The sequence below is a fragment of the Bradyrhizobium sp. CCBAU 53340 genome, assembly GCF_015291645.1.
Lineage (GTDB): Bacteria > Pseudomonadota > Alphaproteobacteria > Rhizobiales > Xanthobacteraceae > Bradyrhizobium.
In genome coordinates this window covers 4,360,076-4,384,769 of record NZ_CP030055.1, presented here as the reverse complement: position 1 = coordinate 4,384,769, position 24,694 = coordinate 4,360,076, and the positions used below count along the sequence as shown (strand labels likewise).

At 64.3% G+C, this 24,694-nt stretch carries 24 protein-coding genes; 16 read left to right on the top strand and 8 right to left on the bottom strand.

What is annotated here, in order from left to right; genetic code table 11:
• Positions 1-28: 28 nt before the first annotated feature.
• The 3 genes from XH89_RS20895 to XH89_RS20885 form a co-directional block, all read right to left on the bottom strand.
• Positions 29-379 (bottom strand): hypothetical protein, encoded by a 351-nt coding sequence (locus XH89_RS20895; protein ID WP_194462327.1) that lies wholly within the window; start codon positions 377-379, stop codon positions 29-31.
• Between the two features lie 87 nt (positions 380-466).
• Positions 467-865: an MAPEG family protein gene (locus XH89_RS20890; RefSeq protein WP_194462326.1), complete on the bottom strand. Its 399-nt coding sequence runs from the start codon at positions 863-865 to the stop codon at positions 467-469.
• Between the two features lie 61 nt (positions 866-926).
• Positions 927-2,768, bottom strand: a complete 1,842-nt coding sequence (locus XH89_RS20885) for an alpha/beta hydrolase (RefSeq protein ID WP_194462325.1) — start codon at positions 2,766-2,768, stop codon at positions 927-929.
• Positions 2,769-3,022: 254 nt separating this feature from the next.
• On the opposite strand from XH89_RS20885, the gene XH89_RS20880 reads away from it, so the two are divergent.
• From XH89_RS20880 to XH89_RS20860, 5 genes are all read left to right on the top strand, one after another.
• Positions 3,023-3,298: a hypothetical protein gene (locus tag XH89_RS20880; RefSeq protein WP_194462324.1), complete on the top strand. Its 276-nt coding sequence runs from the start codon at positions 3,023-3,025 to the stop codon at positions 3,296-3,298.
• Positions 3,299-3,543: 245 nt separating this feature from the next.
• Positions 3,544-4,764, top strand: a complete 1,221-nt coding sequence (locus tag XH89_RS20875; RefSeq protein WP_194462323.1) for an LL-diaminopimelate aminotransferase — start codon at positions 3,544-3,546, stop codon at positions 4,762-4,764.
• A 28-nt stretch (positions 4,765-4,792) separates the two neighbouring features.
• The gene (locus tag XH89_RS20870) at positions 4,793-6,109 is read left to right on the top strand and encodes a homoserine dehydrogenase (protein WP_194462322.1); all 1,317 of its coding nucleotides are present in this window, start codon (positions 4,793-4,795) and stop codon (positions 6,107-6,109) included.
• A 138-nt stretch (positions 6,110-6,247) separates the two neighbouring features.
• Positions 6,248-7,249 (top strand): class II fructose-bisphosphatase, encoded by a 1,002-nt coding sequence (gene glpX, locus XH89_RS20865; protein ID WP_194462321.1) that lies wholly within the window; start codon positions 6,248-6,250, stop codon positions 7,247-7,249.
• A gap of 137 nt (positions 7,250-7,386) precedes the next feature.
• Positions 7,387-8,106: a haloacid dehalogenase type II gene (locus XH89_RS20860; protein ID WP_194462320.1), complete on the top strand. Its 720-nt coding sequence runs from the start codon at positions 7,387-7,389 to the stop codon at positions 8,104-8,106.
• A 34-nt stretch (positions 8,107-8,140) separates the two neighbouring features.
• Here XH89_RS20860 and XH89_RS41890 read toward each other — a convergent pair whose 3' ends face one another.
• From XH89_RS41890 to XH89_RS20850, 3 genes are all read right to left on the bottom strand, one after another.
• Complete coding sequence (locus tag XH89_RS41890) at positions 8,141-8,272, bottom strand: hypothetical protein (protein ID WP_256439975.1); 132 nt, start codon at positions 8,270-8,272, stop codon at positions 8,141-8,143.
• A gap of 78 nt (positions 8,273-8,350) precedes the next feature.
• Positions 8,351-8,527 (bottom strand): hypothetical protein, encoded by a 177-nt coding sequence (locus XH89_RS20855; protein ID WP_194462319.1) that lies wholly within the window; start codon positions 8,525-8,527, stop codon positions 8,351-8,353.
• A 136-nt stretch (positions 8,528-8,663) separates the two neighbouring features.
• Positions 8,664-9,329 carry a GntR family transcriptional regulator gene (locus XH89_RS20850; protein ID WP_194462318.1) on the bottom strand — a complete coding sequence of 222 codons (666 nt, stop codon included), beginning with the start codon at positions 9,327-9,329 and terminating at the stop codon, positions 8,664-8,666.
• A 117-nt stretch (positions 9,330-9,446) separates the two neighbouring features.
• Between XH89_RS20850 and XH89_RS20845 the strand changes: the two genes are divergently transcribed.
• From XH89_RS20845 to XH89_RS20815, 7 genes are all read left to right on the top strand, one after another.
• Positions 9,447-10,241: an enoyl-CoA hydratase/isomerase family protein gene (locus XH89_RS20845; RefSeq protein WP_194462317.1), complete on the top strand. Its 795-nt coding sequence runs from the start codon at positions 9,447-9,449 to the stop codon at positions 10,239-10,241.
• Between the two features lie 8 nt (positions 10,242-10,249).
• Positions 10,250-11,509 carry a CaiB/BaiF CoA-transferase family protein gene (locus XH89_RS20840; RefSeq protein WP_194462316.1) on the top strand — a complete coding sequence of 420 codons (1,260 nt, stop codon included), beginning with the start codon at positions 10,250-10,252 and terminating at the stop codon, positions 11,507-11,509.
• A 53-nt stretch (positions 11,510-11,562) separates the two neighbouring features.
• Entirely contained in the window at positions 11,563-12,555 is a 993-nt protein-coding gene (locus tag XH89_RS20835) for a tripartite tricarboxylate transporter substrate binding protein (RefSeq protein WP_194462315.1), read from the top strand.
• A 232-nt stretch (positions 12,556-12,787) separates the two neighbouring features.
• Entirely contained in the window at positions 12,788-13,270 is a 483-nt protein-coding gene (locus tag XH89_RS20830) for a tripartite tricarboxylate transporter TctB family protein (RefSeq protein ID WP_194462314.1), read from the top strand.
• A 10-nt stretch (positions 13,271-13,280) separates the two neighbouring features.
• The gene (locus XH89_RS20825; RefSeq protein WP_194462313.1) at positions 13,281-14,819 is read left to right on the top strand and encodes a tripartite tricarboxylate transporter permease; all 1,539 of its coding nucleotides are present in this window, start codon (positions 13,281-13,283) and stop codon (positions 14,817-14,819) included.
• The gene (locus XH89_RS20820; RefSeq protein WP_194462312.1) at positions 14,816-15,823 is read left to right on the top strand and encodes a 4-hydroxythreonine-4-phosphate dehydrogenase PdxA; all 1,008 of its coding nucleotides are present in this window, start codon (positions 14,816-14,818) and stop codon (positions 15,821-15,823) included. The genes XH89_RS20825 and XH89_RS20820 overlap by 4 nt, the downstream gene beginning before the upstream one ends.
• Positions 15,824-15,917: 94 nt before the next feature.
• Positions 15,918-16,928 (top strand): L,D-transpeptidase family protein, encoded by a 1,011-nt coding sequence (locus XH89_RS20815; protein ID WP_246767573.1) that lies wholly within the window; start codon positions 15,918-15,920, stop codon positions 16,926-16,928.
• A 56-nt stretch (positions 16,929-16,984) separates the two neighbouring features.
• On the opposite strand, the gene XH89_RS20810 is transcribed toward XH89_RS20815, so the two are convergent.
• Positions 16,985-17,959 carry a formylglycine-generating enzyme family protein gene (locus XH89_RS20810; protein WP_194462311.1) on the bottom strand — a complete coding sequence of 325 codons (975 nt, stop codon included), beginning with the start codon at positions 17,957-17,959 and terminating at the stop codon, positions 16,985-16,987.
• A gap of 494 nt (positions 17,960-18,453) precedes the next feature.
• Here XH89_RS20810 and XH89_RS20805 point away from each other — a divergent pair, with 494 nt between their 5' ends.
• The 4 genes from XH89_RS20805 to XH89_RS20790 all read left to right on the top strand — a co-directional run bounded on the left by XH89_RS20805 (position 18,454) and on the right by XH89_RS20790 (position 23,375).
• Positions 18,454-19,440 (top strand): helix-turn-helix domain-containing protein, encoded by a 987-nt coding sequence (locus XH89_RS20805; protein WP_194462310.1) that lies wholly within the window; start codon positions 18,454-18,456, stop codon positions 19,438-19,440.
• A 348-nt stretch (positions 19,441-19,788) separates the two neighbouring features.
• A complete protein-coding gene (gene recJ / locus XH89_RS20800; protein WP_194462309.1) occupies positions 19,789-21,630 on the top strand; it encodes a single-stranded-DNA-specific exonuclease RecJ in 1,842 nt (613 codons plus the stop codon).
• Positions 21,631-21,677: 47 nt separating this feature from the next.
• The gene (locus tag XH89_RS20795; protein WP_194462308.1) at positions 21,678-22,487 is read left to right on the top strand and encodes an SDR family NAD(P)-dependent oxidoreductase; all 810 of its coding nucleotides are present in this window, start codon (positions 21,678-21,680) and stop codon (positions 22,485-22,487) included.
• A 96-nt stretch (positions 22,488-22,583) separates the two neighbouring features.
• Entirely contained in the window at positions 22,584-23,375 is a 792-nt protein-coding gene (locus tag XH89_RS20790) for an aldolase (RefSeq protein WP_194462307.1), read from the top strand.
• 6 nt (positions 23,376-23,381) lie between these two features.
• Here the strand turns inward: XH89_RS20790 and XH89_RS20785 are convergent, their stop codons facing one another.
• A complete protein-coding gene (locus tag XH89_RS20785) occupies positions 23,382-24,614 on the bottom strand; it encodes a lytic murein transglycosylase (RefSeq protein ID WP_194462306.1) in 1,233 nt (410 codons plus the stop codon).
• Positions 24,615-24,694 lie beyond the last annotated feature (80 nt).

The following is a 24,694-nucleotide window of genomic DNA, read 5'->3' as shown; positions in this document are numbered from 1 at the left end:
CAGTCAGCAGGTCCGGGCTTCTGCGTCTTCATTGCAAAACAATGTCGGCAGGAAACGGTCGAGCAGGACGCCCGGCGCAGACGTTGTTGCGGGCTGTCACAGCATTGCTGCGAGAGGTTTTGAGGGCGTCAAGCATCTGGTCAGATATGTTACAGACGTCCTGATGCTCAGCCGCATAGTCGACGACGGCGTCCCACGTCCGCGAGGCCCGCACATAGGCACCGCACTCGCCAAGCATCAAAGAGCGTGACGCCGGTTTTGCGGCTTGAACAGCCTCGTTGCGCAGCCGTGTCAATTCAGGGCATTGCGCTTGCGCGCCGGCCGCGCTGCATGGTCCGGTGAGCACGATGATCGCGGCAATAGGCAAGAGGATTCGCATCACGGCTTTCCTCGCGTTGGTTGCCACCAGCACGCAACGATAGTCCTGATTACAGGTCGAAGGCAGCCTCGAGGCTGCGTATCGTTTTCAAAACACCTTGAAGATCGCCAGCGCCAGCACGGCCTGCGCCAGGAAGCCGACGGAGAAGGCGAGGGTGCGGAACACCGGGATTCCGAGCGCGTAGACGATCAGATGCGCGACTCGCGACCAGAAATAGACCACGCAGGCGAGAACGGTCCATTTCGACGAATAGTCGATCGCATTCAGGATCAGCACCAGCGGCGCGAACAGCACGAGGTTCTCGACCGCATTGTCATGCGCGAACATCAGCCGGTTCGCCCATTCGGCTTGGGGCTTGTCGCCGCGCGAGGGGTTGGCCATGGCGCCGCTGAGCCCGCGAACCTGGCAGCGGTTGATGGTGTAGGGAATCCAGAGGACCCCGGTCAGGATCACCGTACAGGTCAGCCAGAACAATTCACGCGTCATAACCCGGTCCCCTCTGTCGTCGCTGTCTGAGAGTGAGCTTATACAAGCGTCGCAGATTCCGCTACGCGCGAACCCTGACATAGCTGCCGGGCGCGTCCTCGATCGGCGGAAACGCCTCGGTGCCGACACTGCGCGCGGGCACTTCTTCAGGGTCGAGCTCGCCAAGCCATTCGCGCCAGTCCGGCCACCACGAGCCCTTGTGCTCCACCGCACCCTTCATCCACTGGGCAACGTTGACGTCCTTGATGTTGTCGTTGGTCCAGTACTGGTACTTGCCCGAGGCCGGCGGATTGACGACGCCGGCGATGTGGCCGGAGCCGGACAGCACGTATTTCACCGGTCCGCCGAAGAACTGCGAGCCGTACAGCACCGATTCCGCGGGCGCGATGTGGTCCTCGCGGGTGGCGAGGTTGTAGACGGGCACCTTGACCTTGGAGAGGTCGAGCAGGGTGTTGTCGAGCACCATGGTGCCGGTCGACAGCCGGTTTTCCAGATAGCAGTTGCGCAAATAATAGGAATGGTTCGCCTGGGTCATTCGCGTCGCGTCGGAATTCCAGTGCAACAGGTCGAACGCGCTCGGTTGCTGGCCCTTGAGGTAGTTGCTGACGACGTAGGACCAGATCAAATCGTTGGAGCGCAGCATGTTGAAGGCCATCGCCATCTTGGAGCCTTCGAGCACGCCCGATGCCTTCATGTCCTGCTCGAGTGCTGCGATCTGGTCTTCGTCGACGAACACCAAGAGATCGCCGGCATGGGTGAAGTCGACCTGCGCGGCAAAGAACGTGGCCGACGTGACGCGCTGGCGCCGCTTCTCGGCGAGCCAGGCCAGCGTGGTCGCGAGCATGGTGCCGCCGACGCAATAGCCGGCGGTGTGCACCTTCATCTCGCCGGTGACCTTCTCGATCACGTCCATCGCCGTGAGCGGGCCTTCCTTCATGTAGTCTTCCCAGCTCTTGGTGCCGAGCTTCTTGTCGGGATTGACCCATGAGATCACGAACACGGTGATGCCCTGGTCGACGCACCACTTGATGTAGGATTTTTCCGGCTTGAGATCGAGAATGTAGAATTTGTTGATCCAGGGCGGCACGATCAAAAGCGGCGTGCGCAGCACCTTCTCCGTCGTCGGAGAATACTGGATCAGCTGCATCATCTCGTTCTGGTAGATCACCTTGCCCGGCGTTGTCGCCATGTTGACGCCGACGACGAGGTTGTCCGGGTTGGACTGGCGGATCTTGAGCATGCCCTTGCCCGCAGCGATGTCCTCCGCCAGCATCGTCAGCCCGCGCGCGAGGTTCTCGCCGCTGCTTGCAACGGTCTCGCGCAGCACCTCCGGATTGGTCAGTACGAAGTTCGACGGCGAGATCGCGTTGGTGACCTGCTGGACGTAGAACTCGGCCTTGCGGCGGGTCGCCGGATCGAGCTCGGCATCGCGCACCAGCTCCTGTGCCCATTTGCTGGTGAGCAGATAGAGCTGCATCACGAAGTCGAAGAACTGGTTCGACTTCCATTCCGGATCGGCGAAACGCTTGTCGCGCGGCGAGGGCGCGATCGCGGGCTGCGCGTCCTGGCCGGCCATTCGCCGCGCCGCCGCGCCCCACAGATCGAGATAGTCCTTGGCAAGCTTGGTCTGCAGGTCGGACGAACGCGATTGGTCCGACAGCCAGTATTCGGCGACCGACGTGAAGGTCTTGACGACTTCCGCGAGCTCGGCCGGTGGGCGGTCCTGAACCTCACCGCTTTCGCGGGGCTTCAGATACGCGGCAAGCGCCTTGCCGCCGCTCTCCATCGCCCGCGCGACATTCATTGCGAAGGCTTCCGCATCGAACTTGGTGTCAGACGTTGTCCCGGATCTTGTCCCGGACTTGATCTCGGATTTGGGCGTGTCGGTTGTGACGGTACTCATGAAGGAGACAGTAACGATTCATTCCGTATTCGTCACCGCGAAGCTCGCTGGTTTCGCGCTAAACAGACGCGAAGATGTGCTGCACTGCGACAAGGCTTCTTGCTTTTGTCACAATCGCAATGCACGTTTTGTGACGCGGGGCCTTGGATGATTTCTCGCTCGTGCCATTTGTGGGCAGCAATGGTTTGAGCTTGGGCAGGTTGTTGATTAAGCTATCGGCAGCCTTGCGTTGGGACGAGTAGGGGATTTCCCAAGTGTTGGCGTGGTGGGACCTGCAAAAGACGCGGCTTGCGTGCTGCGCGCTGCTGATGGCGGCGTGCACGTTGGGCGGCTGCTCGAGCCAGTTGGCGGACATGTCGGCCGCAGATTCACCTGCACATCCCAGGGAGCCCGGAACCTACCTTCCGGTGCATGATTTGCCGCCGGACCGTGACCAGGCGATCATCCCGCCCGACCAGCGCGCCAAGATCGAGGCGGAGCTTGCGGCTGCGCGCGATCGCCAGGCCATCGCTGCCAAGGACGCCAAATAGCAGCGCGGAAGAGCGACGGGACGGCCGCCGTGCGGCGCAAGGTAATCGCTGGCGCCCCCGCCACACCGTGCTAAAAGACTTCAATTCAGCCGAGAGTCAGGGCGAAGGAGTTTAGTCCTTATCGCCAAAAGTCGCTCCAAGTATTTGATCTTGAGTGATTTTTGGGCGCGGGCCGAGGTTCCTTCAAAGGGGTGGTCATTGCCCCTCGATTCTGTCCTGACCGGCTGCCCGGAGCCCAGAGACCCATGGAAGACTTTTACCGCATCCGCCGCTTACCGCCTTACGTGTTCGAGCAGGTCAACCGGGCCAAGGCGGCCGCGCGGAATGCCGGCGCCGACATCATCGATCTCGGCATGGGCAATCCGGACCTGCCGGCCCCGCCGCATGTCCTGGAGAAGCTGAAGGAGACGCTGGGCAAGCCGCGCACCGACCGCTACTCGGCGTCCCGCGGCATCCCGGGCCTGCGCCGGGCCCAGGCCGCCTATTACGACCGCCGCTTCGGCGTGAAGCTCAATCCGGACACCCAGGTCGTGGCGACGCTGGGCTCGAAGGAGGGCTTTGCCAACGTCGCGCAGGCGATCACGGCACCGGGCGACGTCATACTTTGCCCGAACCCGAGCTATCCGATTCACGCCTTCGGCTTCCTGATGGCGGGCGGCGTGATCCGCTCGGTGCCTTCGGAGCCGACGCCGCAATTCTTCGAGGCGGTGGAGCGCGCGATCGTGCATTCGATCCCGAAGCCGCTGGCGCTCGTGGTCTGCTATCCCTCGAACCCGACCGCCTATGTCGCGAGCCTCGACTTCTACAAGGACCTCGTCGCCTTCGCGAAGAAGCACGAGATCCTGATCCTGTCCGATCTCGCTTATGCCGAGGTCTATTTCGACGAGAACAATCCACCGCCCTCGGTGCTGCAGGTCCCCGGCGCGATGGACGTCACCGTCGAGTTCACCTCGATGTCGAAGACCTATTCGATGGCCGGCTGGCGCATGGGCTTTGCGGTCGGCAATGAGCGTGTGATCGCAGCACTCGCCCGCGTCAAGTCCTATCTCGATTACGGTGCATTCACGCCGGTGCAGGTCGCTGCGACCGCGGCGCTGAACGGCCCCGACGATTGCATCAAGGAGATGCGCGACACGTATCGCAAGCGCCGCGATGCGCTGGTGGAATCGTTCGGCCGCGCCGGTTGGGAGATCCCGCCGCCGGAGGCCTCGATGTTCGCCTGGGTGCCGCTGCCGGAGGCTTTCCGCAGCGTCGGCAGCATGCAGTTCGCGACCCTGATGGTGGAAAAATCAGGCGTTGCGGTCTCGCCCGGCGTCGGCTTCGGCGAGCATGGTGAAGGATATGTCCGCATCGCCATGGTGGAAAACGAGCAGCGGATCAGGCAGGCCGCGCGCGGCGTGCGTCGCTTCCTTGAAAGCGGCATCGAAACGTTGCACAACGTCGTTCCACTCGCCAACAGGCGCTAATTCTCTTCGACAGGTTCACTAAAGCATCATGGTTGCACCCCTGAAAGTGGGCATAGCGGGGCTCGGCACCGTGGGCGCCGAAGTTGTCCGTTTGATCGAAACGCAGGCGCGCGTGCTCGCGGGCCGCAGCGGTCGCGGTATTCACGTCGTCGCCGTGACCGCGCGTTCAAAAGCAAAGAAGCGCAGCATCGATCTGCGTGGCGTCACATGGGCGAAGGATCCGATGGCGCTCGCAACGGATCCCAACATCGATTGCTTCGTCGAGCTGATGGGCGGCGCGGGCGATCCCTCGCTGTCCGCGGTCGAGGCTGCGCTGAATGCCGGCAAGTCCGTCGTCACGGCGAACAAGGCGCTGCTCGCCAAGCACGGCATCAAGCTGGCGAAGGCCGCCGAAAAGCATGGCGGTGCGCTGAATTTCGAGGCAGCCGTCGGCGCCGCGATCCCCGTCATCAAGACGTTGCGTGAAGGTCTTGCGGGAACCGGCATCAATCGCGTCTACGGTATCCTCAACGGCACCTGCAATTACATCCTGACGCGGATGGAGCAGGAGGGCCTGTCGTTCGCCGAGTGCCTGAAGGATGCGCAGCGGCTCGGCTATGCCGAGGCCAACCCGTCCTTCGACGTCGACGGTCACGATACCGCGCAGAAGCTCGCGATCCTCGCCAGCCTCGCTTTCGGCACGAAAGTTGCTCAAAGCGCAGTGTATGTCGAAGGCATCTCCTCCATTGCGCCGGAAGATCTGCGCGCGGCCGCCGATCTCGGCTACCGCGTCAAGCTGCTCGGCGTTGCCGTTCGCACCGCCAAGGGCATCGAGCAGCGCGTGCATCCGACCATGGTTCCCAAATCTTCCTCGATCGCGCAGGTGATGGGTGTCACCAATGCGGTCACGATCGATGGCGAGGGCATTCCGCCGATCACGCTGGTCGGCCCGGGCGCGGGCGGCGCTGCGACCGCGTCCGCCGTTGTTGCCGATATCGCCGACGTCGCGCGCGGCATCCGCGCCAATCCGTTCGGCCGGCCGATCGCGCAGTTGCGCGACACCAAGAAGGCGCCGATGGAGCGGCACGAGGGCGGCTACTACATCCGTCTTCTCGCGCGCGATTTCCCGGGCACCGCAGCTGCGATCGCAACGCGACTTGCGGAGCAGAAGATTTCGATCGAGTCGATCGTGCAGCGGCACCCCAATGGCGGCGTTGCGCCCGCTGACGGCAAGGCTGTGCCCGTGCCCGTCATCCTGATCACCTACGCCACGCATGAAGACGCGGTGCGCCGCGCGCTGGCCGCCGTGCAGAAGGACAAGGTGATCAGCGGACGGCCGCAGGTCATCAGAATTGAGAAGAACTAGAGCATGCTCCCGAAAAGTGTGCAGCGGTTTTCGGGAAAGAGCATGCTTAAACGATGACACGGTTCGAACGAACTGTGGGTGTTACGAGTTGATGCGGGCAGGGTGTCCTGTCCAAAACGGTTTCGAAGGAGTTAGCCGATGTCGACCCATATTTCAGTGCCGCCGCAGGCATTGCTCGAGCGCATTCTGACGCTGGAGATTGTGCGCGTGACGGAGCGGGCGGCGGTGTCGTCGGCGCGGCTGCGCGGGCACGGGCAGGAAAAGGCCGCCGACCAGGCCGCCGTCGACGCCATGCGCCGCGAGCTCAACAAGCTGCCGATCCAGGGCACCATCGTGATCGGCGAGGGCGAGCGCGACGAAGCGCCGATGCTCTTCATTGGCGAGAAGGTTGGCGTGAATGCCGGCCCCGAGGTCGATATCGCGGTCGACCCGCTCGAAGGCACCACGCTGTGCGCCAAGAACATGCCGGGCTCGATCGCCACCATGGCGATGGCCGATGGCGGCACGCTGCTGCACGCGCCCGACGTCTATATGCAGAAGCTCGCGATCGGCCCCGGCTATGACAAGGGTGTCGTCGAGCTCGACGCATCGCCGGCCGAAAACGTTCGCCGCCTCGCCAAGGCCAAGGGCGTCAAGCCTGAGGGCATCACCGTGCTGGTGCTCGACCGTCCGCGCCATGCCAGCATCATCGAGAGCGTGCGCTCGACGGGCGCTGCCGTGCGCCTCATCACCGACGGCGACGTCGCCGGCGTGATCCACTGCGCCGATCCCGACAACACCGGTGTCGACATGTATCTCGGCACCGGCGGCGCGCCGGAAGGCGTGCTCGCGGCGGTGGCGCTGCGCTGCATCGGCGGCCAGATGCAGTGCCGCCTGATCCTCGATTCCGGCGAGAAGATCGAGCGCGCCGCCAAGATGGGCGTCAACGATCCCAAGATGATCTACGGCATCGAGGACATGGCGCGCGGCGACTGTCTGTTCGCCGCCACCGGCGTCACCACCGGTTCGCTGCTGTCAGGCGTCAAGTTCCGCAAGGACGGCGTGATCGAGACCGAGACGGTGGTGATGCGCTCCGTCACCGGCACCGTGCGCTACATCAAGGCCGAGCATCGCGAGCTCGCGAAGTTCCATTTGGACTAAGCGCCTCTGTCATTCCGGGGCTCGCGAAGCGAGAGCCCGGAATCCATCGGGCGGCAAAGTCTGAGGCGAAATGGATTCCGGGTTCGATGCTGCGCATCGCCCCGGAATGACAACGATAAGAACAAGGGAAGCGCGCCATGTCCGATCTCTCCGCCGTCAAAGCCCTGATCTTCGACGTGTTCGGCACCGTCGTTGACTGGCGCACCAGCCTGATCACCGATTTCATGTGGTGGGGGAAGGGGCGCGGCATCAGCGCCGACTGGACCGCGCTCGTCGATGGCTGGCGCGGCATGTATGTCGCCTCGATGCAGGATGTGCGCGAGCATCCCGAGCGCGGCTACGTCATGCTCGACGATCTGCATCGGCGTTCTCTCGAAAAGCTGGTCGAGAAATTCGCGATCAAGGGCCTCACCGACGCCGATCTCGATCATCTCACCAAGGGCTGGCACCGCCTCAATCCCTGGCCTGACAGCGTCGCCGGCCTGACGCGGCTGAAGACGAAGTTCGTGATCGCGCCGCTGTCGAACGGCAACGTCGCGCTGCTCACCAACATGGCGAAGTTCGCCGGCCTGCCGTGGGACCTCATCATGTCGGCCGAACTGTTCGAGCACTACAAGCCCGATCCCGAAACCTATCTCGGCGCCGCAAAGCTGCTCTGTCTCAAGCCGGAGGAGGTGATGATGGTCGCCGCGCACAACGGCGATCTCGCCGCCGCGCAGAAATACGGCCTGAAGACCGCCTTCGTGGCGCGGCCGACCGAGTACGGCCCGCACCAGAAGGTCGATTTCGAAGCGACTGGCAACTGGGACATCGTCGCCAAGGATTTTGGCGGCATCGCCGACAGACTCGGCTGCTAGAGGAGGGGGACCGGACGAACCGGGCTCTCTCAAGTCAGGCCGCCGAGAGCTTTGCCTGCGTCGTCAGGAAGTAGGTGCAGCCGGCTGAGCCAAACAGATATATCGCGGCAGCGAGCCAACCCATCGCATTGAGGACACCCGACAAGGTCGCGGCGACAGCGGTCACCAGGCCAATCGCTTCGGCTCCCGCGGTCCACATCAAGACGGCGCGTATGCTAGCATCGTCGCCAAAATTCCGAGCTGACTAGATGATGCCTCCCCATGCGATCAAAGCGCCTCCGAACAGCCGGCCCATGAATGCGACGGCTGGCGAATGCTCAAGGCCATAAATTGTCGCGAGCAGGTCGGGTACAAAAACAAAAGCGATCCCGTGAGGAATCGCCAAAATCGTGACAATCGCTAAAAAGGTTTTGAGAGGCATCTGCGTCTCCGATGTTTTAAATAACTACACGGGAAAAATCGTACCAAGGCTGGGCAGCGGAAAAAGTGCACTCATGAAAGCACATCCGTCGCGTGGGCCGCCAGCGGAATCGCGCCGGTTACACTGGCAGCCGGCCTCACGCGATCTTCAGCGTGGGCTCGCTCGCTTCCGCCTCGGCAAACCCCGCCTGCAGCACCTCCTCCCGTTTGTGGCGCAGATGGGTGCGCAGGATGTGGGAGAGGCCGGCGCCGTCGCGCCGCTCGAGCGCATTCAGGATCGCTTCGTGCTCTTTCACGGCCAGCGCCCAGCGCTGCGGCGTCATCGGTGTGACGTAGCGGGCGCGGCGGATGCGCGCGGTCACTGATGCGTAGAGTCCTGAAAGCACGGGATTGCCGGCGGCGCTGACGATCCCCTCGTGGATGGCGCGGTTGCCACGATAATACTGGATCAGATCACCCTCGCGATAATGCTGCACCATGGCCGCGTGCGCGGCGGCAATCTCAGCGATCTCCTGATCGGTGATGCGCTCGCAAGCGAGCTCGCCCGCCAGCGCTTCGAGGCCCTGGCAGACCTCGAACAGGTCGCGCATGTCCTTGTCGGTCAGCTTCGCCGCGCGCGAGCCGCGATGGGGCAGCAGCTGAACGAGACCCTCGGCAGCCAGCACCTTGAGCGCTTCGCGCAGCGGCGTGCGCGAAATCTCCAGCCGTTCGCACAGCTCGCGCTCGGGAATCCGCGCGCCCGGCGGGATCTCGCCGTCGAGCAGAATGTCGCGGATGCGGCCGACGACCTCCTCATGCAGCATGGGCTTCCTCAAATTTTGAATGCAAAAGTGCCTCAATAGACGAAAGTTCCGGAATTATATCTTGAAAATCAAAAATTTTGCATTCAAAAATGCAAAAACAGTCGGGGAGTCGAGGAAATGGACCAGGCCGTGAGGGCAGACGACCTCGTTTTTGAATGCAAGGACGGGATCGGGCGGGTCACCTTCAACCGTCCGCAGGCGCGCAATGCCTTCACCTTCGCCATGTACGAACGGCTCGCGGCCATCTGCGAGCAAGCCAATGACGACAGCTCCATCAAGGTGCTGGTGCTGCGCGGGGCCGGCGACAAGGCCTTCGCCTCGGGCACCGACATCAACCAGTTCCGCGAATTCGAGACGCCACAGGACGCCATCGACTACGAGAACCGCATCGACCGGGTGCTGACCACGCTCGAGCAATGCCGGGTGCCGACGATCGCGGCGATCAACGGCTTCTGCACCGGTGGCGGGGCGGGCATTGCCGCGGCCTGCGACCTGCGCATCGGCACCCGCAGCGCCAAAATCGGATTTCCTATTGCGCGAACGCTGGGCAATTGCCTGTCGATGTCCAATGTCAGCCGTCTCACCGCTCTGATCGGGGCGGCGCGGGTCAAGGACCTGATCTTCACCGCCCGCCTCGTCGATGCCGCGGAGGCCGCCAGCATCGGTCTGCTCGGCGAGATCGTTGATGATCTCGCAGCGCTCGACACGCGCGCTGATGAGATCGCGCGCCTCGTTGCCAGCCACGCGCCGCTAACGCTGAACGCGACCAAGCAGGCGGTCGCCCGTTTGCAGCGGCGGCTGACCCGGGACGAGGGCGAAGACCTCATCCTGATGTGCTACACGAGCCAGGATTTTCGCGAAGGGCTCGATGCTTTCCTCAACAAGCGCGCCCCGCAGTGGCGTGGTCAATAGGACGCCCGATGCCAAGCGAACCATCGCAATCCACCTCACGCCGTTCGGGACCGCTTGCGGGCCTCAAGGTCATCGACCTCACCCATGTCATGGCGGGGCCGACCTGCACCCTGATGCTCGCCGACATGGGCGCCGACGTCATCAAGATCGAGAAGTGGCCTGGTGGTGACGACACCCGCCATTCGGTGCCGCCGAAGATCGGCGACGAGGCCGCATCCTTCCTGATGATGAACCGCAACAAGCGCGGTATCGTGCTGGATCTGAAGACCGACGGCGGCAAGGAGGTGCTGCGGCGCCTGATCGCGGACGCCGACGTACTGGTCGAGAATTTTGCGCCGGGCGCCATGGAGCGTCTGGGCTTTGGCTATGAAGAGCTGCACAAGAAATTCCCGGCGCTGATCTATTGCTCGCTGTCGGGCTTTGGCCGCACCGGGCCCTACAAGCATCGCAGGGGATTTGACCTCGTCGCGCAGGCCATGAGCGGCATCATGAGCTTTACCGGCGAGCGCCCCGATGGTCCGCCGGTAAAGTGCGGCCCGCCGCTGTCCGACATCACCGCCGGCCTGCTCGCGAGCATGGGGATCCTTGCCGCCTACACCCATCGCCTCAAGACCGGTGAAGGGCAATGGGTCGAGACCTCGCTCTTTGAAGCCGCGCTGGTGCAGACCTATTGGCAATCGACCATTGCGCTCGCCGCAGGCACAGCGCCGCGCGCGATGGGCTCGGCGCATCCGCTCAACGCTCCCTATCAGGCGTTTGAGGCCTCCGACGGCTGGCTCGTCGTCGGCGGCGCCAACAAGAAGAACTGGCTGCTGATGCTGGAAGCGCTCGGCGCGAGCGAGCTCGCCGCCGATCCGCGCTTCGTCAATGGCTCCGACCGCATGGCGAATTTGAAGGAGCTCGAAGCGGTCCTCAGCGAACGTTTCAGAACCCAAACGCGCGCGCATTGGCTCGCGGCGCTGGACGAGAAGGGCGTGCCCTGCGGTCCCGTGTACGACATGCTGGAGGCGCTGAGCGATCCGCAGACGCTGGCGCGCGAGATGGTCGTCGAGGTCGAGCATTCCACCCTCGGCCCGGTCAAGACCATCGGGCTGCCGGTGAAATTCTCGGAGACGCCGGGCAAGGTCGCATCAGGCGCGCCTGTCTATGGCGAGCATACACGCGAGGTGCTGGCCGAGCATGGGTTCGACCAGACGCAAATCGAAGCGCTCGAACAAGAAGGCGCAATTGTTTCGGCATCCAGGGAGCGCGAAGAACGCGTCGCCTGAGCGGACGCCAGGACGACTGATCAAACAAACAGAAAATTCAGTTGGAGGAAATCATGCGTGGGACGTCTCTCTTTCTATTGTCCGTCAGTGCAGCCGTGCTCGCAGGCAGCGCGCCGGCATTCGCAGCCTGGCAGCCGCAGAAGCCGATCGAGTTCGTGGCGACCGCAGGTCCCGGCGGCGGCACCGACAATCTCGCCCGCGCGGTGCAGAACATCATCACCAAGTACAAGCTGACGGAGCAGCCGATCGTCGTCGTCAACAAGGGCGGCGGCAGCGGCGCGGAGGGCTATGTCTACGGCAAGGCCTCCGCCGGCGATCCCTACAAGGTGATCTTCGGCACCTCGAACGCCTGGCAGCAGCCGCTCGTCTCCAAGGTAGCCTTCAACTATACCGACCTGACCCCGATCGCGGCGATGGCGCAGGACGAGTTCCTGCTCTGGGTGAAACAGGACGCGCCCTACAAGACCGCAGGCGACTATCTCAAGGCGGCCGCATCGGGCGAATTCAAGATGGGCGGCGCGCAGTCCAAGGACACCGACGAGGTGCTGACGCGCATGATCGAGAAGATCGGTCATGTGAAGTTGACCTACATCCCCTTCAAGAGCGGCGCCGAGGCGGCCGTGCAGCTCGCCGGCGGGCACCTCGATTCCCACGTCAACAATCCCAGTGAGAGCTTGGGACAGTGGCGCGGCGGCACGCAGCGTCCGCTCTGCGTGTTCAGCCCGAAGCAGCTGCCGCAAGGTCCGAAGATCACGGCCACCGAAGGCTGGGGCGACGTTCCGACCTGCACCGAGCAGGGCCTCGACATCAAGCAATACGAGCAGCCGCGCACGGTCTGGCTGCCCGGCAAGGTCTCGCCGGAGCAGGCGGCCTACTATGTCGACCTCATGAAGAAGGTGCAGGCGACGCCGGAATGGAAGGACTATATCGAGAAGACCTCCCAGGTCGACACGTTCCTGACCGGCGCCGAGTTCGACAAGTTCATCAAGGAGGACCTCGAGCACGTCAAGCAGGTCGCGAGCGAGCAGGGGTGGCTGATCAAGTGAGGCGGGGCTTGCCACAAGCTCGTCCGCCGTCCCGGCGAACGCCGGGACCCATACCGCGTGATCTCTCGATGGGCGGCGGTCGTCGTACCGAGGAGCGCTTGACATCGAGTCTTCGTCAAACTGCTCCCTGGGGTTATGGGTCCCGGCCTTCGCCGGGACGACCACCCGGGGTGGGGAAAAAGTGCGCGCCATACACGTCCAGCCGCTGCACGTGCTGTGACCGGAGCCTTCAATGATCTCGCGACGCGTCCTCGAGCTTGCGACCGCGGTCCTCACCGGCAGTTTCGGTGTTGCGGTGGTGGTCCAGAGCCTGGACAACGGCATCGGCTGGTCGAGCGAGGGCGTCGAGTCCGGCACGTTTCCGTTTTTGACCGGCCTCATCATCGTTGCCGGCAGCCTCTACAATCTCGCGCGCGGCGTGGTGCCGACAGCTTCGCTGGCGAGCGTTCCCGTCGCGATCACGTCGATTGAGCTGCGGCGGCTGGCGGGCCTGTTCCTGCCGGCGGCGATCTTCGTCGCCGCCATCCCGTTGCTCGGAATGTATGTCGCTTCGGCTGGCTACATCTTCGCCGTGCTCGCGATCCCGCGGCATCAAGCCATGGTGCGCTCAGCGGGTACAGCCGCGGTGACGGCGCTCGCGCTCTATGTCGTGTTTGAGCGCATGTTCCAGGTGTCCTTGCCGCATGGCGCGCTCGCCGCGGCGCTCGGGTTCTGAGGAGAGGGCGATGGACAACCTCTCAGAGCTCCTGCACGGTTTCACCATCGCGGTCACCGTGCCGCATCTCGTGCTGATGGCGATCGGCGTTCTGCTCGGCATTCTTGTCGGCGTGCTGCCGGGCTTGGGCGCGCCGAACGGGGTGTCGCTGCTCTTGCCGCTGACCTTCGGCATGCAGCCGGTCTCGGCGATCATCCTGCTGTCCAGCATGTATTGGGGTGCGCTGTTCGGCGGCTCGGTCACCTCGATCCTGTTCAACATCCCGGGCGAGCCGTCCTCGGTCGCGACCACCTTCGACGGCTATCCGATGGCGCGCGACGGAAGGCCAACCACGGCGCTTGCCACCGCCTTCGGCTCGGCGGCGTTCGGCGCCCTTGTTGGCGTTATCCTCATCACCTTCCTGGCGTCCTGGGTGGCGCAGGTCGCGCTCGCCTTCGGCCCACCGGAATATTTTGCGGTCTATTTCCTGGCCTTCGCCAGCTTTGTCGGCATGGGCGGCGCGGCGCCGATCAAGACCGTGGTGGCGCTCGCGATCGGCTTTGCCATCGCTGCCATCGGCATCGACACGGTCTCGGGCAGCGTCCGCCTCACCATGGGCGTGGACGAGCTGGTCAAGGGCGTGAACTTCGTCGTCGCGGTGATGGGCCTGTTCGGCATCGGCGAGTTGCTGGTTGCGGTCGAAGAGGAATTTCACGCTCGTGCCGTTTCGTCGAAGATCGACTGGCTGGAGGTGTTCCGTGCGGTCGGCCGCCTGCCGCGCCATAGCGTTGCGCTGTTGCGAAGCGCTGCGATCGGTTGCTGGATGGGGATCACCCCGGGCGGCCCGACCGCGGCCTCCTTCATGAGCTACGGCATCGCCCGCCGCTTCTCCCGCCGCGGCCGCTATTTCGGCACGGGCGAGATCGAGGGCATCATCTCGCCGGAGACCGCCGATCATGCCGCCGGCACCAGTGCGCTGTTGCCGATGCTCTCGCTCGGCATCCCCGGCTCGGCGACCGCGGCCGTGATGATGGGCGGACTGATGATCTGGGGCCTCAATCCCGGGCCGATGTTGTTCGTGGACCAGAAAGATTTCGTCTGGGGCCTGATCGCCTCGATGTATGTCGGCAACATCGTCGCGGTCGCGCTGGTGCTGCTGACCGTCCCGGTGTTTGCCGCGTTGATGCGGATCCCCTTCGTCGTCATCGCGCCGCTGATCGTGATCATCTGCGTCGTCGGCGCCTATTCGGTGTCCAACTCCTATCTCGACGTGGTGATGATGCTCGGCTTCGGCGTCGTTGGTTATCTCTTCAAGAAGCTGTTCTATCCGCTGGCGCCGCTGGTGCTCGCGATCGTCATCGGCGACAAGGCCGAGGACGCGTTCCGGCAGTCGATGCTGATGTCGAAGGGATCACTCGGGATCTTCTTTGCCAACAAGCTGGTGACGTGCCTGGTGGTCGCGGGGATCGCGCTGTTGCTGCTTCCGCTGGTGTTGCAACTCGCACGGCCGTTCCGCAAAGACGTCTCGCCAGCCGCCGAGACGCCCGCCCATGAAAAGGTGATCATATGACCGCAAAACCGCTCATTGCACTGCCGACGGGAGACCCTGCCGGCATCAGCCCCGAGCTGACGGCAAAACTCGCGGCGCTGGACGAGATCCGAGCGCGCTGCCGCTTGGTCGTGATCGGCGACCGCCGCATCTTCGACGAAGGTGCGCGCGTTGCCGGTGTTGCGCCGGAGCTCACCAGCGTGGAGCAAGCGACCGATCTTCGCGCAGCGCCGGGCGACGCGCTGTTCATCGATCTCGGTCATCTCGCTCCCAGCGAGGTCACGCCCAAGACGGCAACACTCGCCGGCGGCAAATTCGCCCTGACGAACTATCGGAACGCGCTAGAGCTCGCACGCGACCGCCGGGTCGATGCCGTCTGCTTCACCCCGTTCAACAAGCAGGCGATGCGCCTTGCGCGCGCCGACTACGACGACGAGATTGCATTTTCCGCGGAGGTCGCGGGACTGAGGACGCCGGCCAGTGAGTTCAACGTGCTTGGAGAACTCTGGAATGCGCGGGTCACCTCGCACATTCCACTGAGGGATGTCGCTGCGAAACTGTCCGGCGAGCGTATCCAGCGCGCCTTGAGGCTGACCGATGCTTGCATGCGTAAAGGGGGCTTTGCGCGGCCTCGCATTGCAGTGGCGGGGCTCAACCCGCATGCCGGCGATGGCGGCAATTTCGGCCGCGAAGAGATCGATGTCATCGCGCCTGTGGTCGAAGCCGGTAAGCGCGACGGCATCGCCGTGGACGGCCCGTTTCCCGCCGACACCGTGTTCTTGCGCGCCAAGGCCGGCGCCTTCGATGCGGTGCTGACCATGTATCACGACCAGGGTCAGATCGCGATGAAGCTGATGGGCTTCGATCGCGGCGTGACCCTGCTCGGCGGCTTCCCGTTCCCGATCTGCACGCCCGCCCATGGCACGGCCTATGACATCGCAGGGCAGGGGATCGCCTCGATCGGCGCCAGTCGCGCTGCGGTCCTGCTCGCGGCCGAGATGGCAGCGCGGCGCGCCGCCTGGTAGGCCGCCCACCTTTCGCCCGTCAGGAAAAACCGGAAACTTCCAGCGCCGAACCGAGTTGCCATGGCGACGAACGTCCCTACGTCGGAGCTGGACCATGGCCGAGGCGAGGCCGCCGCGCGCGGCCGCGAAGATTGCGTTTGCAGCCGCACTGCTGGCCTTGACGGCCACGCCAGCGCTCGCCGCCGGGATGGATCCGGCCGCCATCGCGTCCACTCAGCCTTCGAAGAAGACCCTCTCGAAAGACAAGCCGACCCCGGCGGGCGTGCGCCTGCAGGTTCTGCTGGACAGGGCCCACTTCTCGCCTGGCGAGATCGACGGCAAGTTCGGAGAGAATGCCAGGAAGGCGCTTCGCGCCTATGCGGAAGCGCGGCAACTGCCTGTCTCTGACGAGGTGACCGACGACGTCTGGAAGGCCCTCCAGGCGGACGCACGGCCGCCGACGACCACCTACACCATCACCGACAAGGACGTCGCAGGTCCGTTCCTGCGCAAGCTTCCCGCCAAGATGGAAGACATGAAGGACATTCCGAAGCTGGGCTACACCAGCCCGAGGGAAGCGTTGGGCGAGAAGTTTCACATGAGCGAGCAACTGCTGGCGGCGCTCAACCCAGGACGTCATTTCGACCACGCCGGCGAGACCATCGCTGTCGTCGACACCAGCGGCGGCGGCAGCGCTCCGCCCGTCAAGGCCGACAGGGTCGAGATCGACAAGGTCAGGCAAACCGTGAAGCTGTTCGACAAGTCGAATGCGATGATCGGTTTCTATCCGGCCAGTGTCGGCAGCGAGGAGAAGCCGTCCCCATCAGGCACGCTGAAGGTGACGGAGATCGATCCAAATCCGACCTACCGCTACAATCCCGCCTATCACTTCAAGGGCGTGCATGCCCGAAAGCCCTTCAAGATCATGCCCGGTCCAAACAATCCGGTCGGCATAGTGTGGATCAACCTGTCCGCTGACGGCTATGGCATCCATGGCACGCCATCGCCGCAAAATATCTCCAAGGGGCAATCGCACGGCTGCGTGCGCCTCACCAACTGGGATGCCGAACGCGTCGCAGCCAGCGTCGCGAAAGGGACACCGGTGGCCTTTGTGGAAGGCGGATGATGCGAGCTCCACGGACGTGGCGGCCCAAGGGCCAACGCGCAGCCCAAGCAATACGCCTATGTTGCACGCACCACGCAGCGGAAACCGATATCGCTGGTTGAGGTATCGACGGGCTCGGCGTGGCGTGCAGCGGGACGGTAGCGACGGCAATAGTTGGGCGCGCATAGATGCGAGCCGCCCTTCAGGACCTTGCGGGGAATTCTGGCATCGGGAAGGCGAGGGTCGTAGCTTGCCTCCTCGCGACCGCCGCGGGGATTTTGGGGGATGCAGCGCGGCTTTCCAGCTTCGGCCGTGTGCTGGGCCGACCACCAGTCGGCGGTCCACTCCCAGACATTGCCAATCATGTCGTGGAGGCCGTAGCCGTTCGGCGGAAAGGCCATGACCGGCGAGGTGCGCACGAACCCATCCTCGGCGAGGTTCTGGACAGGGAAATTGCCTTGCCAGATGTTCGCCATGTGCTTGCCGCCCGGCATCAACGCATCGCCCCAGGCGAACTCCTCGCCGTCGAGGCCGCCGCGCGCGGCAAATTCCCACTCCGCTTCGGTCGGCAGCGCCTTGCCGGCCCAGCGCGCATAGGCCGCCGCATCGCTGTAGGAAACGTGGACAACCGGATGGTCATCGAGCCCCTTGATGCTGCTGCCGGGGCCGTAGGGATGGCACCAGTCGGCGCCGCGCAGGAAGGACCACCATTGGCTCCAATCGGCGAGATCGGTGATGTGCGGCAGCGGCGCGAACACCAGGGATCCCGCGTATTGCAGCTCTGTCGGGGCGTCGGGATAATTGGTTGGATCCGGAACGATCTGCGCTTCGGTGATATGGCCGGTTGCGTCGACGAACTGCTTGAATTGTCTGACGGTCACAGGCGTTCGATCAATCCAGAAGCCGTCGACGCAGACGCGGTGGCTTGGCGCTTCCTCGGGGTAGTGATGGTCGGATCCCATGCGAAAAGTTCCACCGGGAACGAAGACCATCTCGCCGGTCTTCGCATCATCCGGCAACCACTCGCAGCGATCCAGATCCGCACGCAGCATGGTGGAAATTCCGATACGTGTATTCCACCCGACGCTAAGGCGCGGACTTTGGCAGAGTTCGGCGACAGCACATGGCTCGGCAGCTTGCACACATGGTCTGGCCCCCTCTTTTGGCGCTCGGGGAGAGGAAGACGCGTCATTCCGTCAACATCTCTTTCCTTTGCGCATGCACGTTCCGGCGCGCCACAAGGTCTTGCGGCGTGCGCTCTGCCAACCGCAGAGTGCGTTCAATCGATATTGTTAGGACAGCAAAATATTATCCGAGAACTTGACGGCTGTGATGTGCAGTTTGTGCCAGTCCGCGTGAGCGCGGCAGGCGAGACCTCATGATCTCCGTGGCAATTTCCTCAAGCGCCAGCGCGACGTAGCGCGGCTCTTGCGTCAAATTCGGCACCGATTGGCCTCAAACCGAGTCAGCTTGTCGCAGGTGTCTCGCATTGCGATGCCCTGTCGCCCGCCCCAGAATTGTCGTGCTTCCGCAACAGCCTGCAGCCATGGGGCCACTTATTCTGGTTGATTCGAGGAAGCTGGACGGTTTTGAAGGCCTTCGCGGGGCCGTCCACGGATCGCATGTCGACGTGATGCAGCTCGGCCGCGGCCGGTTGCGCGGGAGGTTGTCCCATGTCGGCATCGGCGACTTCTCGCTCAGCATCGGCACCTTCAATGTCGGCATGCGCACGCAACGTGTCTCCAGCGACGACAAGCTGATTATCGGAATGTTGCTCGCGGCCGAGGAGCGCGTCGCCCACTGGGCGTTCGACATGCAGCTCAACGACGTGCTCGTCATTCCGCCGCTGCTCGAGCACGACGGGGTCTTTCACGGCGCGTCCGCTTACGCCGCGATGCGCTTCGACCTCGGTGAGGTCGCGACGCTGTTCAGCGGCGAGGGGCGGTTGAGCGATCCCGACGCCTGGCGCAGTCGTGGTCATTTCCGGGCGGATCCCAAGACCGGCGCGATCGCCACCCGCCGCCTGGTCCGCATCATGTCGCATCTGCGCGCCCGTAGCGCCAGCCTGACGCCGGCAACTGCCGACTTCTGGAAGCGATCGATTGTCGAATGCATGGCGGCCAACATCATGTCGTCGCTGCCGCCGGACGATAGCGGCTGGCTGCCTTCGGCACGCCGGCTGATCCGCAGGGTCGAGGACTATCTCGACGCGACAGGCACGCGTCCGGTTCATGTGGCGGAAATCTGCGCGGCGCTGGGCGTATCGCGACGGACTCTGCACCGCGCCTTTCAGGAGGTGTTCGGCCTCGGCCCCGTCAGCTTCCTCCGGCACAAGCGGCTGTGCGCCGTTCATTCCATTCTGCGCCGGAGCGCGCCCGGCTCGACCACCGTGGCGGCCGTGGCAATGGAGCAGGGCTTTTACGAGCTTGGCCGGTTCGCGCAATATTACCTCGCGATGTTCGGGGAGCATCCGTCGCAGACGCTGGGGGGAGCAACATTGCAGACCGCGGAGGACGATCGCGCCAGGGCTTAGGGCTCTGGAGGTGAGGAGGCGGGCGTGTTCCGAGGCGCTCGACGAAGCTCACCAGGCCGCCAATGGCGCCACCATCGCACCGACGCCGGTGTTTTGCCCGACGTGTCAAGCGATCTTGCCCGACGCGTCAAACGGCAATGAAAAATCGCCGTGAAAAAAGCCTTCCCGCTACTGTGCATGGGGTTGTTTTCGCGATCTCGGATCACACCAACCGAGCCCGCGAGATGCTGTGCAGACCAGGGTGAAGTCTACGGAAAAAGGGCTCGTGGAGGCGCTGTGCAAAACCGCCCGGCTGGGGCATCGGGAGATTGCCCAATGTGCTACCGTCGTCGTACGGACTGAAGCAAGATGGTTCCTCCCGCATCCGCACTCCCCGTCGAAATGCCCCAGGCGTTCTTGGGCGTGGCGCGCTCGCTCACCGACAAGCTCTGGCGCTCCCGGCTGGATGCGCGCGGCGCCGCGACGGCGCTCGCGATTGTGCAACGCCATCAGCTGCCGGAATTGCTGGCGCGGGTGCTGGCCGGCCGCGGCGTCGATATCGACGCCGTACCTGATTTCCTCGATCCGACCATCCGCAAGCTCATGCCCGATCCGTTCACGGTGACGGAAATGGAAGCCGCCGCCAAGCGCATCGCGGATGCGGCGGAGAGGGGCGAGAAGGTCGCGATCTTCGGCGACTACGACGTCGACGGCGCGACCTCGGCGGCGCTGCTCGCCTGGCACTTGCGCCATTGCGGCCTCGATCCGCTGATCCATATTCCCGACCGCATCTTCGAGGGCTACGGTCCCAACGTCGAAGCGGTTCGAGGCCTCGCGGCCAAGGGCGCCACGCTGCTCGTCACCGTCGATTGCGGTACCACCAGTGTCGAGCCGCTGGCGGAGGCGAAACGGCTGGGCCAGTCCGTGGTCGTGATCGACCATCACCAGGCCGGTGACGTGCTTCCAGAGGTCGATGCGCTGGTCAATCCGAACCGGCTCGACGATCTCTCCGGCCTCGGCCATCTCGCGGCCGTCGGCCTCGTGCTGGTGACGCTGGTTGCGGTCAACCGCGAGCTGCGCCAGCGCGGCTTCTGGACCGCCGAGATGCCCGAGCCCGATCTGCTCGGCATGCTGCACCACGTCGCGCTCGGCACCGTCGCGGACGTTGCGCCATTGATCGGCCTGAACCGCGCCTTCGTGGCCAAGGGCCTGATCGCGATGCGCCGGCGCGACCATGTCGGCCACACCGCGCTGATGGACGTGGCGCGGCTCAATGGGCCGCCGGAGGCCTGGCATCTCGGCTTCATGCTGGGCCCGCGCGTCAATGCCGGCGGCCGCATCGGCCGTGCCGACCTCGGTGTGCGGCTCTTGCTGGAAGGCGACAGCGTCGAGGCCGCGCGGATCGCTGCCGAGCTCGACCGTCTCAACAGCGAGCGCCGCGTCATCGAGCAGGCGGCCGAAGCGCAGGCCGAAGCCGAGGCGCTGGCCTCGATCGGGTTCGAGGACAAGCTCGGCGTGATCGTCACCGCGTCCGAAGGCTGGCATCCCGGCGTGGTCGGCCTCGTGGCCTCACGGCTGAAAGAGAAGTTCTCGCGGCCGGCTTTTGCGATCGCGCTGGAGCCCGGCGGGATCGGCACCGGATCGGGTCGCTCGATCGCCGGCGTCGATCTCGGCAAGGTGGTGCGGCAGGCCGTCGCCGACGGTATTCTGCTCAAGGGCGGCGGCCATGCCATGGCTGCGGGCGTCACGCTGCGGAAAGAGAAGCTTGCCGAATTCCGTGCCTATCTCGAAAACGCGCTGGCGCAAGATGTCGCCGAGGCGCGCCACGTCAACGAGCTCTACATCGACGGAGCAGTCTCGGCGCGCGCGGTGACAACGGAGCTGGCGACCACGCTCAATCGCGCAGGACCCTTCGGCAGCGGCAATCCGGAGCCGGTGCTGGCGCTGCCGGCGCATCAGCTCGTGTTTGCCGACGAAGTCGGACAGGCGCATCTGCGCCTGCGCTTCAAGTCGGGCGACGGCGCCATCGTGAATGGTATCGCGTTCCGTTCCGTCGGGCAAAAGCTTGGCAATGCATTGCTGGCCAATCGTGGTCAGCAATTGCATGTAGCGGGGTCGCTGTCGGTCGATCGCTATCAGGGCGCCGAGCGCGTACAGTTTCGCGTCGTCGACGTCGCGCTACCGGACCAGGGGCCATCCGTGATCAGGTAACGGTCGCAAACAACAAACCGCAAGCAACAAAAAGAAAGGGAGTGAACATGGCAGGGCAGGTTGAGGGCAAGGTCGCGCTGGTGACGGGCGGTGCGTCGGGCATTGGCGAGGCCATCGTCGAGTCATTTGCTCGCGAAGGCGCGACGGTCGTCATCACCGACATCGATGAGCTACGCGGCCCCGAACTCGCCAAGCGTGTGACAAAAACCGGTGGCAAGGCGATCTTCCTCGAGCAGGACGTCACCAGCGAGGAGCGCTGGATCGAGATCGTCGCCGAGATCGCCAAGCGCTACGGCCGGCTCGACATCCTGGTGTCGAACGCCGGCATCGGCATCGCCGTGCCGTCGATCACCGACATGACGCTCGCCGACTGGCGCAAGCAGAACGCGATCAATCTCGATGGTGTGTTCCTTTCGGTCAAGCATTGCCTGCCGCTGATGCGCAAGCATGGCGGCGGCTCGATCGTCATGATGTCGTCGCTCGCGGGCTTGCGCGGCGCGCCCGGATTGTCAGCCTATTCGGCGACCAAGGGCGGCGTGCGGCTGTTCGCCAAATCGATTGCGATGGAGTGTGCGGCGGCCGGCGACGGCATTCGCGTCAATTCGGTCCATCCAGGGATCATCGACACGCCGATCTGGGGCAAGATCCCGACTGGTGCAACCGGCGCAGGCCAGAACGCGCCGATCGATCCGGAGGAACGGGCCAAGATCGCAACCCCGCTTGGTCGCGCCGGCCAGGCGGCGGAGATCGCCTCCGGCGTGCTGTATCTGGCGTCAGATGCCTCGCGTTACGTCACCGGCAGCGAACTCGTCATCGACGGCGGCATGAATGCCGGCGGAGTGCCTCGGCGGGCGTGAGACGCGCAGGGCAGGCCGGCGGCCATAGGGGCTGACGCGCAGGCGTCGGCCCTGTAGAACGCAGTCGTCTATTGCCCGAAAGAGGTCTCCTTCGTCATGGCGCACAGCCTTCACGCCTCCTCGCCCGCCGCCGTTCGCTCGAACCGGCCGGACCTCGTGACCGATGCGATCCGCACCGCGCGCGAAGATCTCGCGGCCTGTTTTCGCATGGCCGCGCGCAACGGTTTTGAGGAGGGCATCTGCAACCATTTCTCGGCCGTGGTGCCCGGCCACGATGACCTCTTCCTGGTCAACCCCTACGGCTACGCCTTCCGCGAGCTGACGGCATCAAAGCTGCTGATCTGTGACTTCCACGGTCATGTACTGGATGGCGAGGGCGTGCCCGAGGCGACCGCGTTCTACATCCATGCCGAGATGCACAAGCGCCTGCCGCGCGCCAAGGTCGCCTTCCACACCCACATGCCTTACGCGACGGCGCTGTCGATGACCGAGGGCGATCCGCTGATCTGGGCCGGCCAGACCGCGCTGAAGTTCTATGGCCGCACGGCGGTCGATCGCGATTACAACGGCCTCGCGCTGGACACCAGCGAAGGCGCGCGGATTGCATCAGCCGTCGGTGGTGCAGATATCGTCTTCATGAAGCATCATGGCGTGATGGTGCTGGCGCCGACCATCGCGGAAGCCTGGGACGATCTCTACTATCTCGAACGCGCCGCCGAAGTGCAGGTGCTGGCGATGTCGACGGGGCGAAAGGTCTTGCCGGTCGATCCCGCGATTGCGGCCGCGACCTACACGCAGATGCGCGAGGGCGATTCCGAATCCGCACGACTGCATCTCGCCGCGATCCGCCGCCAGCTCGACGCGGAAGAGCCGCAGTACAGACACTGAGGCGGCTTAAGATCCCTGCCGCAGCTTTGCCAGCACCTTCAGCCCGCCATAACCATCGGCGGGCGTGATCCCGGCACGCAGCTGAAAATCCTTGATCGCCTTCATCGTGTCGTTGCCGACGCGGCCGTCGGTGCCACCGGTATCGAAACCGGCCTTGGTCAGGCGCGTCTGCATCTCCTGCACCTCGGCGAGCGTCAGCACGCGCTCGGAGCCGGGGAAGGGTTGAATGAAGGGCGGTGCGCCCAGGCAGCGATCGCCGAGATGGCAGATCGCGAGCGCATAGTTCATGGAAGGGTTGTAGCTCTTGACCGCGTAGAAGTTTGGCCCCAGCAGGAATGTCGGCCCGCCCGCGACCGGCGTCCACATCTGCGCGGACGCATTCGGCTGCGGAAATGCCTGGCCGTCGGCGCGGGTAACGCCGGCCGCCTGCCAGGCGGCATAGGTGCGGCTGCCGCTCATCTCGCCGGACGCGCGCACCTCATAGCCCCAATGTTCGCCGCGGTGCCACTTGCCGCGATTGACGAGATATTTTGCGGTCGATCCCAACGCGTCGTCGGGCTTGCCGAAGGGCGAGACCTTGCCGTCGCCGTTATAGTCGATGCCGACATTGAGCCACACCTCCGGCATCCATTGCGAATGACCCATCGCGCCGGCCCATGAGCCGCGCATCTCCTCCGGCGTGCTCCAGCCCTTGTCGACGATGCGCAGTGCATTGATCAGCTCGGCCTCCCAATAGGCCTTGCGGCGCGGCTCATTCCAGGCGAGCGCGGCGAGCGAGGGAAACACCGGCGTCATGTGATTTTGCTGCACCAGCGGATCGCCGTAAGCGGACTCCACGCCCCATAGCGCCAGCAACGTGCCGCGCTCGACGCCGAAATCGCGCTCGATGCGCGCAAACAGCGCTTCGTTGTTCTTCAGTGCGATCTTGCCGTTGATGATGCGCCAGTCGGAGACGCGACGGTTGATGTACTGCCAGACCTGCTCGTGAAATTCGGGCTGGTTGCGCATCTGCTTGAACACGCTCATGTCGGGTTCGACCCGCGCCATCGCGCGCTGCCAGGTCGCAGCCGAAATGCCCTTCGACATTGCGCGTGCACGAAAGCCCTCGCGCCATTCGTCGAAGCCTGGGGGCGAGGCGAGGACGTGCCTCGGAACTGCGATCAAACTGGCTGCGCCGAGTGCGGATCTGAGCAGGGTGCGGCGGGCGACGTGAATGGTCGAGGAATCAGCGTGTTTCATCGAGCCATTGTAGCGGGAAACAGGGCTTCTGCGAGCCGGTTCCGGGAACGCGAGGAAGAGGCCGTTCCCCGGAACAAAGT

Bases quoted from the DNA above. Each gene is read 5' to 3' on its own strand.
- XH89_RS20895 (WP_194462327.1), bottom strand. From the start codon at position 379: ATGCGAATCCTCTTGCCTATTGCCGCGATCATCGTGCTCACCGGACCA.
- XH89_RS20890 (WP_194462326.1), bottom strand. From the start codon at position 865: ATGACGCGTGAATTGTTCTGGCTGACCTGTACGGTGATCCTGACCGGG.
- XH89_RS20885 (WP_194462325.1), bottom strand. From the start codon at position 2,768: ATGAGTACCGTCACAACCGACACGCCCAAATCCGAGATCAAGTCCGGG.
- XH89_RS20875 (WP_194462323.1), top strand. From the start codon at position 3,544: ATGGAAGACTTTTACCGCATCCGCCGCTTACCGCCTTACGTGTTCGAG.
- XH89_RS20870 (WP_194462322.1), top strand. From the start codon at position 4,793: ATGGTTGCACCCCTGAAAGTGGGCATAGCGGGGCTCGGCACCGTGGGC.
- glpX (WP_194462321.1), top strand. From the start codon at position 6,248: ATGTCGACCCATATTTCAGTGCCGCCGCAGGCATTGCTCGAGCGCATT.
- XH89_RS20860 (WP_194462320.1), top strand. From the start codon at position 7,387: ATGTCCGATCTCTCCGCCGTCAAAGCCCTGATCTTCGACGTGTTCGGC.
- XH89_RS20855 (WP_194462319.1), bottom strand. From the start codon at position 8,527: ATGCCTCTCAAAACCTTTTTAGCGATTGTCACGATTTTGGCGATTCCT.
- XH89_RS20850 (WP_194462318.1), bottom strand. From the start codon at position 9,329: ATGCTGCATGAGGAGGTCGTCGGCCGCATCCGCGACATTCTGCTCGAC.
- XH89_RS20845 (WP_194462317.1), top strand. From the start codon at position 9,447: ATGGACCAGGCCGTGAGGGCAGACGACCTCGTTTTTGAATGCAAGGAC.
- XH89_RS20840 (WP_194462316.1), top strand. From the start codon at position 10,250: ATGCCAAGCGAACCATCGCAATCCACCTCACGCCGTTCGGGACCGCTT.
- XH89_RS20835 (WP_194462315.1), top strand. From the start codon at position 11,563: ATGCGTGGGACGTCTCTCTTTCTATTGTCCGTCAGTGCAGCCGTGCTC.
- XH89_RS20830 (WP_194462314.1), top strand. From the start codon at position 12,788: ATGATCTCGCGACGCGTCCTCGAGCTTGCGACCGCGGTCCTCACCGGC.
- XH89_RS20825 (WP_194462313.1), top strand. From the start codon at position 13,281: ATGGACAACCTCTCAGAGCTCCTGCACGGTTTCACCATCGCGGTCACC.
- XH89_RS20820 (WP_194462312.1), top strand. From the start codon at position 14,816: ATGACCGCAAAACCGCTCATTGCACTGCCGACGGGAGACCCTGCCGGC.
- XH89_RS20815 (WP_246767573.1), top strand. From the start codon at position 15,918: ATGGCCGAGGCGAGGCCGCCGCGCGCGGCCGCGAAGATTGCGTTTGCA.
- XH89_RS20810 (WP_194462311.1), bottom strand. From the start codon at position 17,959: ATGCTGCGTGCGGATCTGGATCGCTGCGAGTGGTTGCCGGATGATGCG.
- XH89_RS20805 (WP_194462310.1), top strand. From the start codon at position 18,454: ATGGGGCCACTTATTCTGGTTGATTCGAGGAAGCTGGACGGTTTTGAA.
- recJ (WP_194462309.1), top strand. From the start codon at position 19,789: ATGGTTCCTCCCGCATCCGCACTCCCCGTCGAAATGCCCCAGGCGTTC.
- XH89_RS20795 (WP_194462308.1), top strand. From the start codon at position 21,678: ATGGCAGGGCAGGTTGAGGGCAAGGTCGCGCTGGTGACGGGCGGTGCG.
- XH89_RS20790 (WP_194462307.1), top strand. From the start codon at position 22,584: ATGGCGCACAGCCTTCACGCCTCCTCGCCCGCCGCCGTTCGCTCGAAC.
- XH89_RS20785 (WP_194462306.1), bottom strand. From the start codon at position 24,614: ATGAAACACGCTGATTCCTCGACCATTCACGTCGCCCGCCGCACCCTG.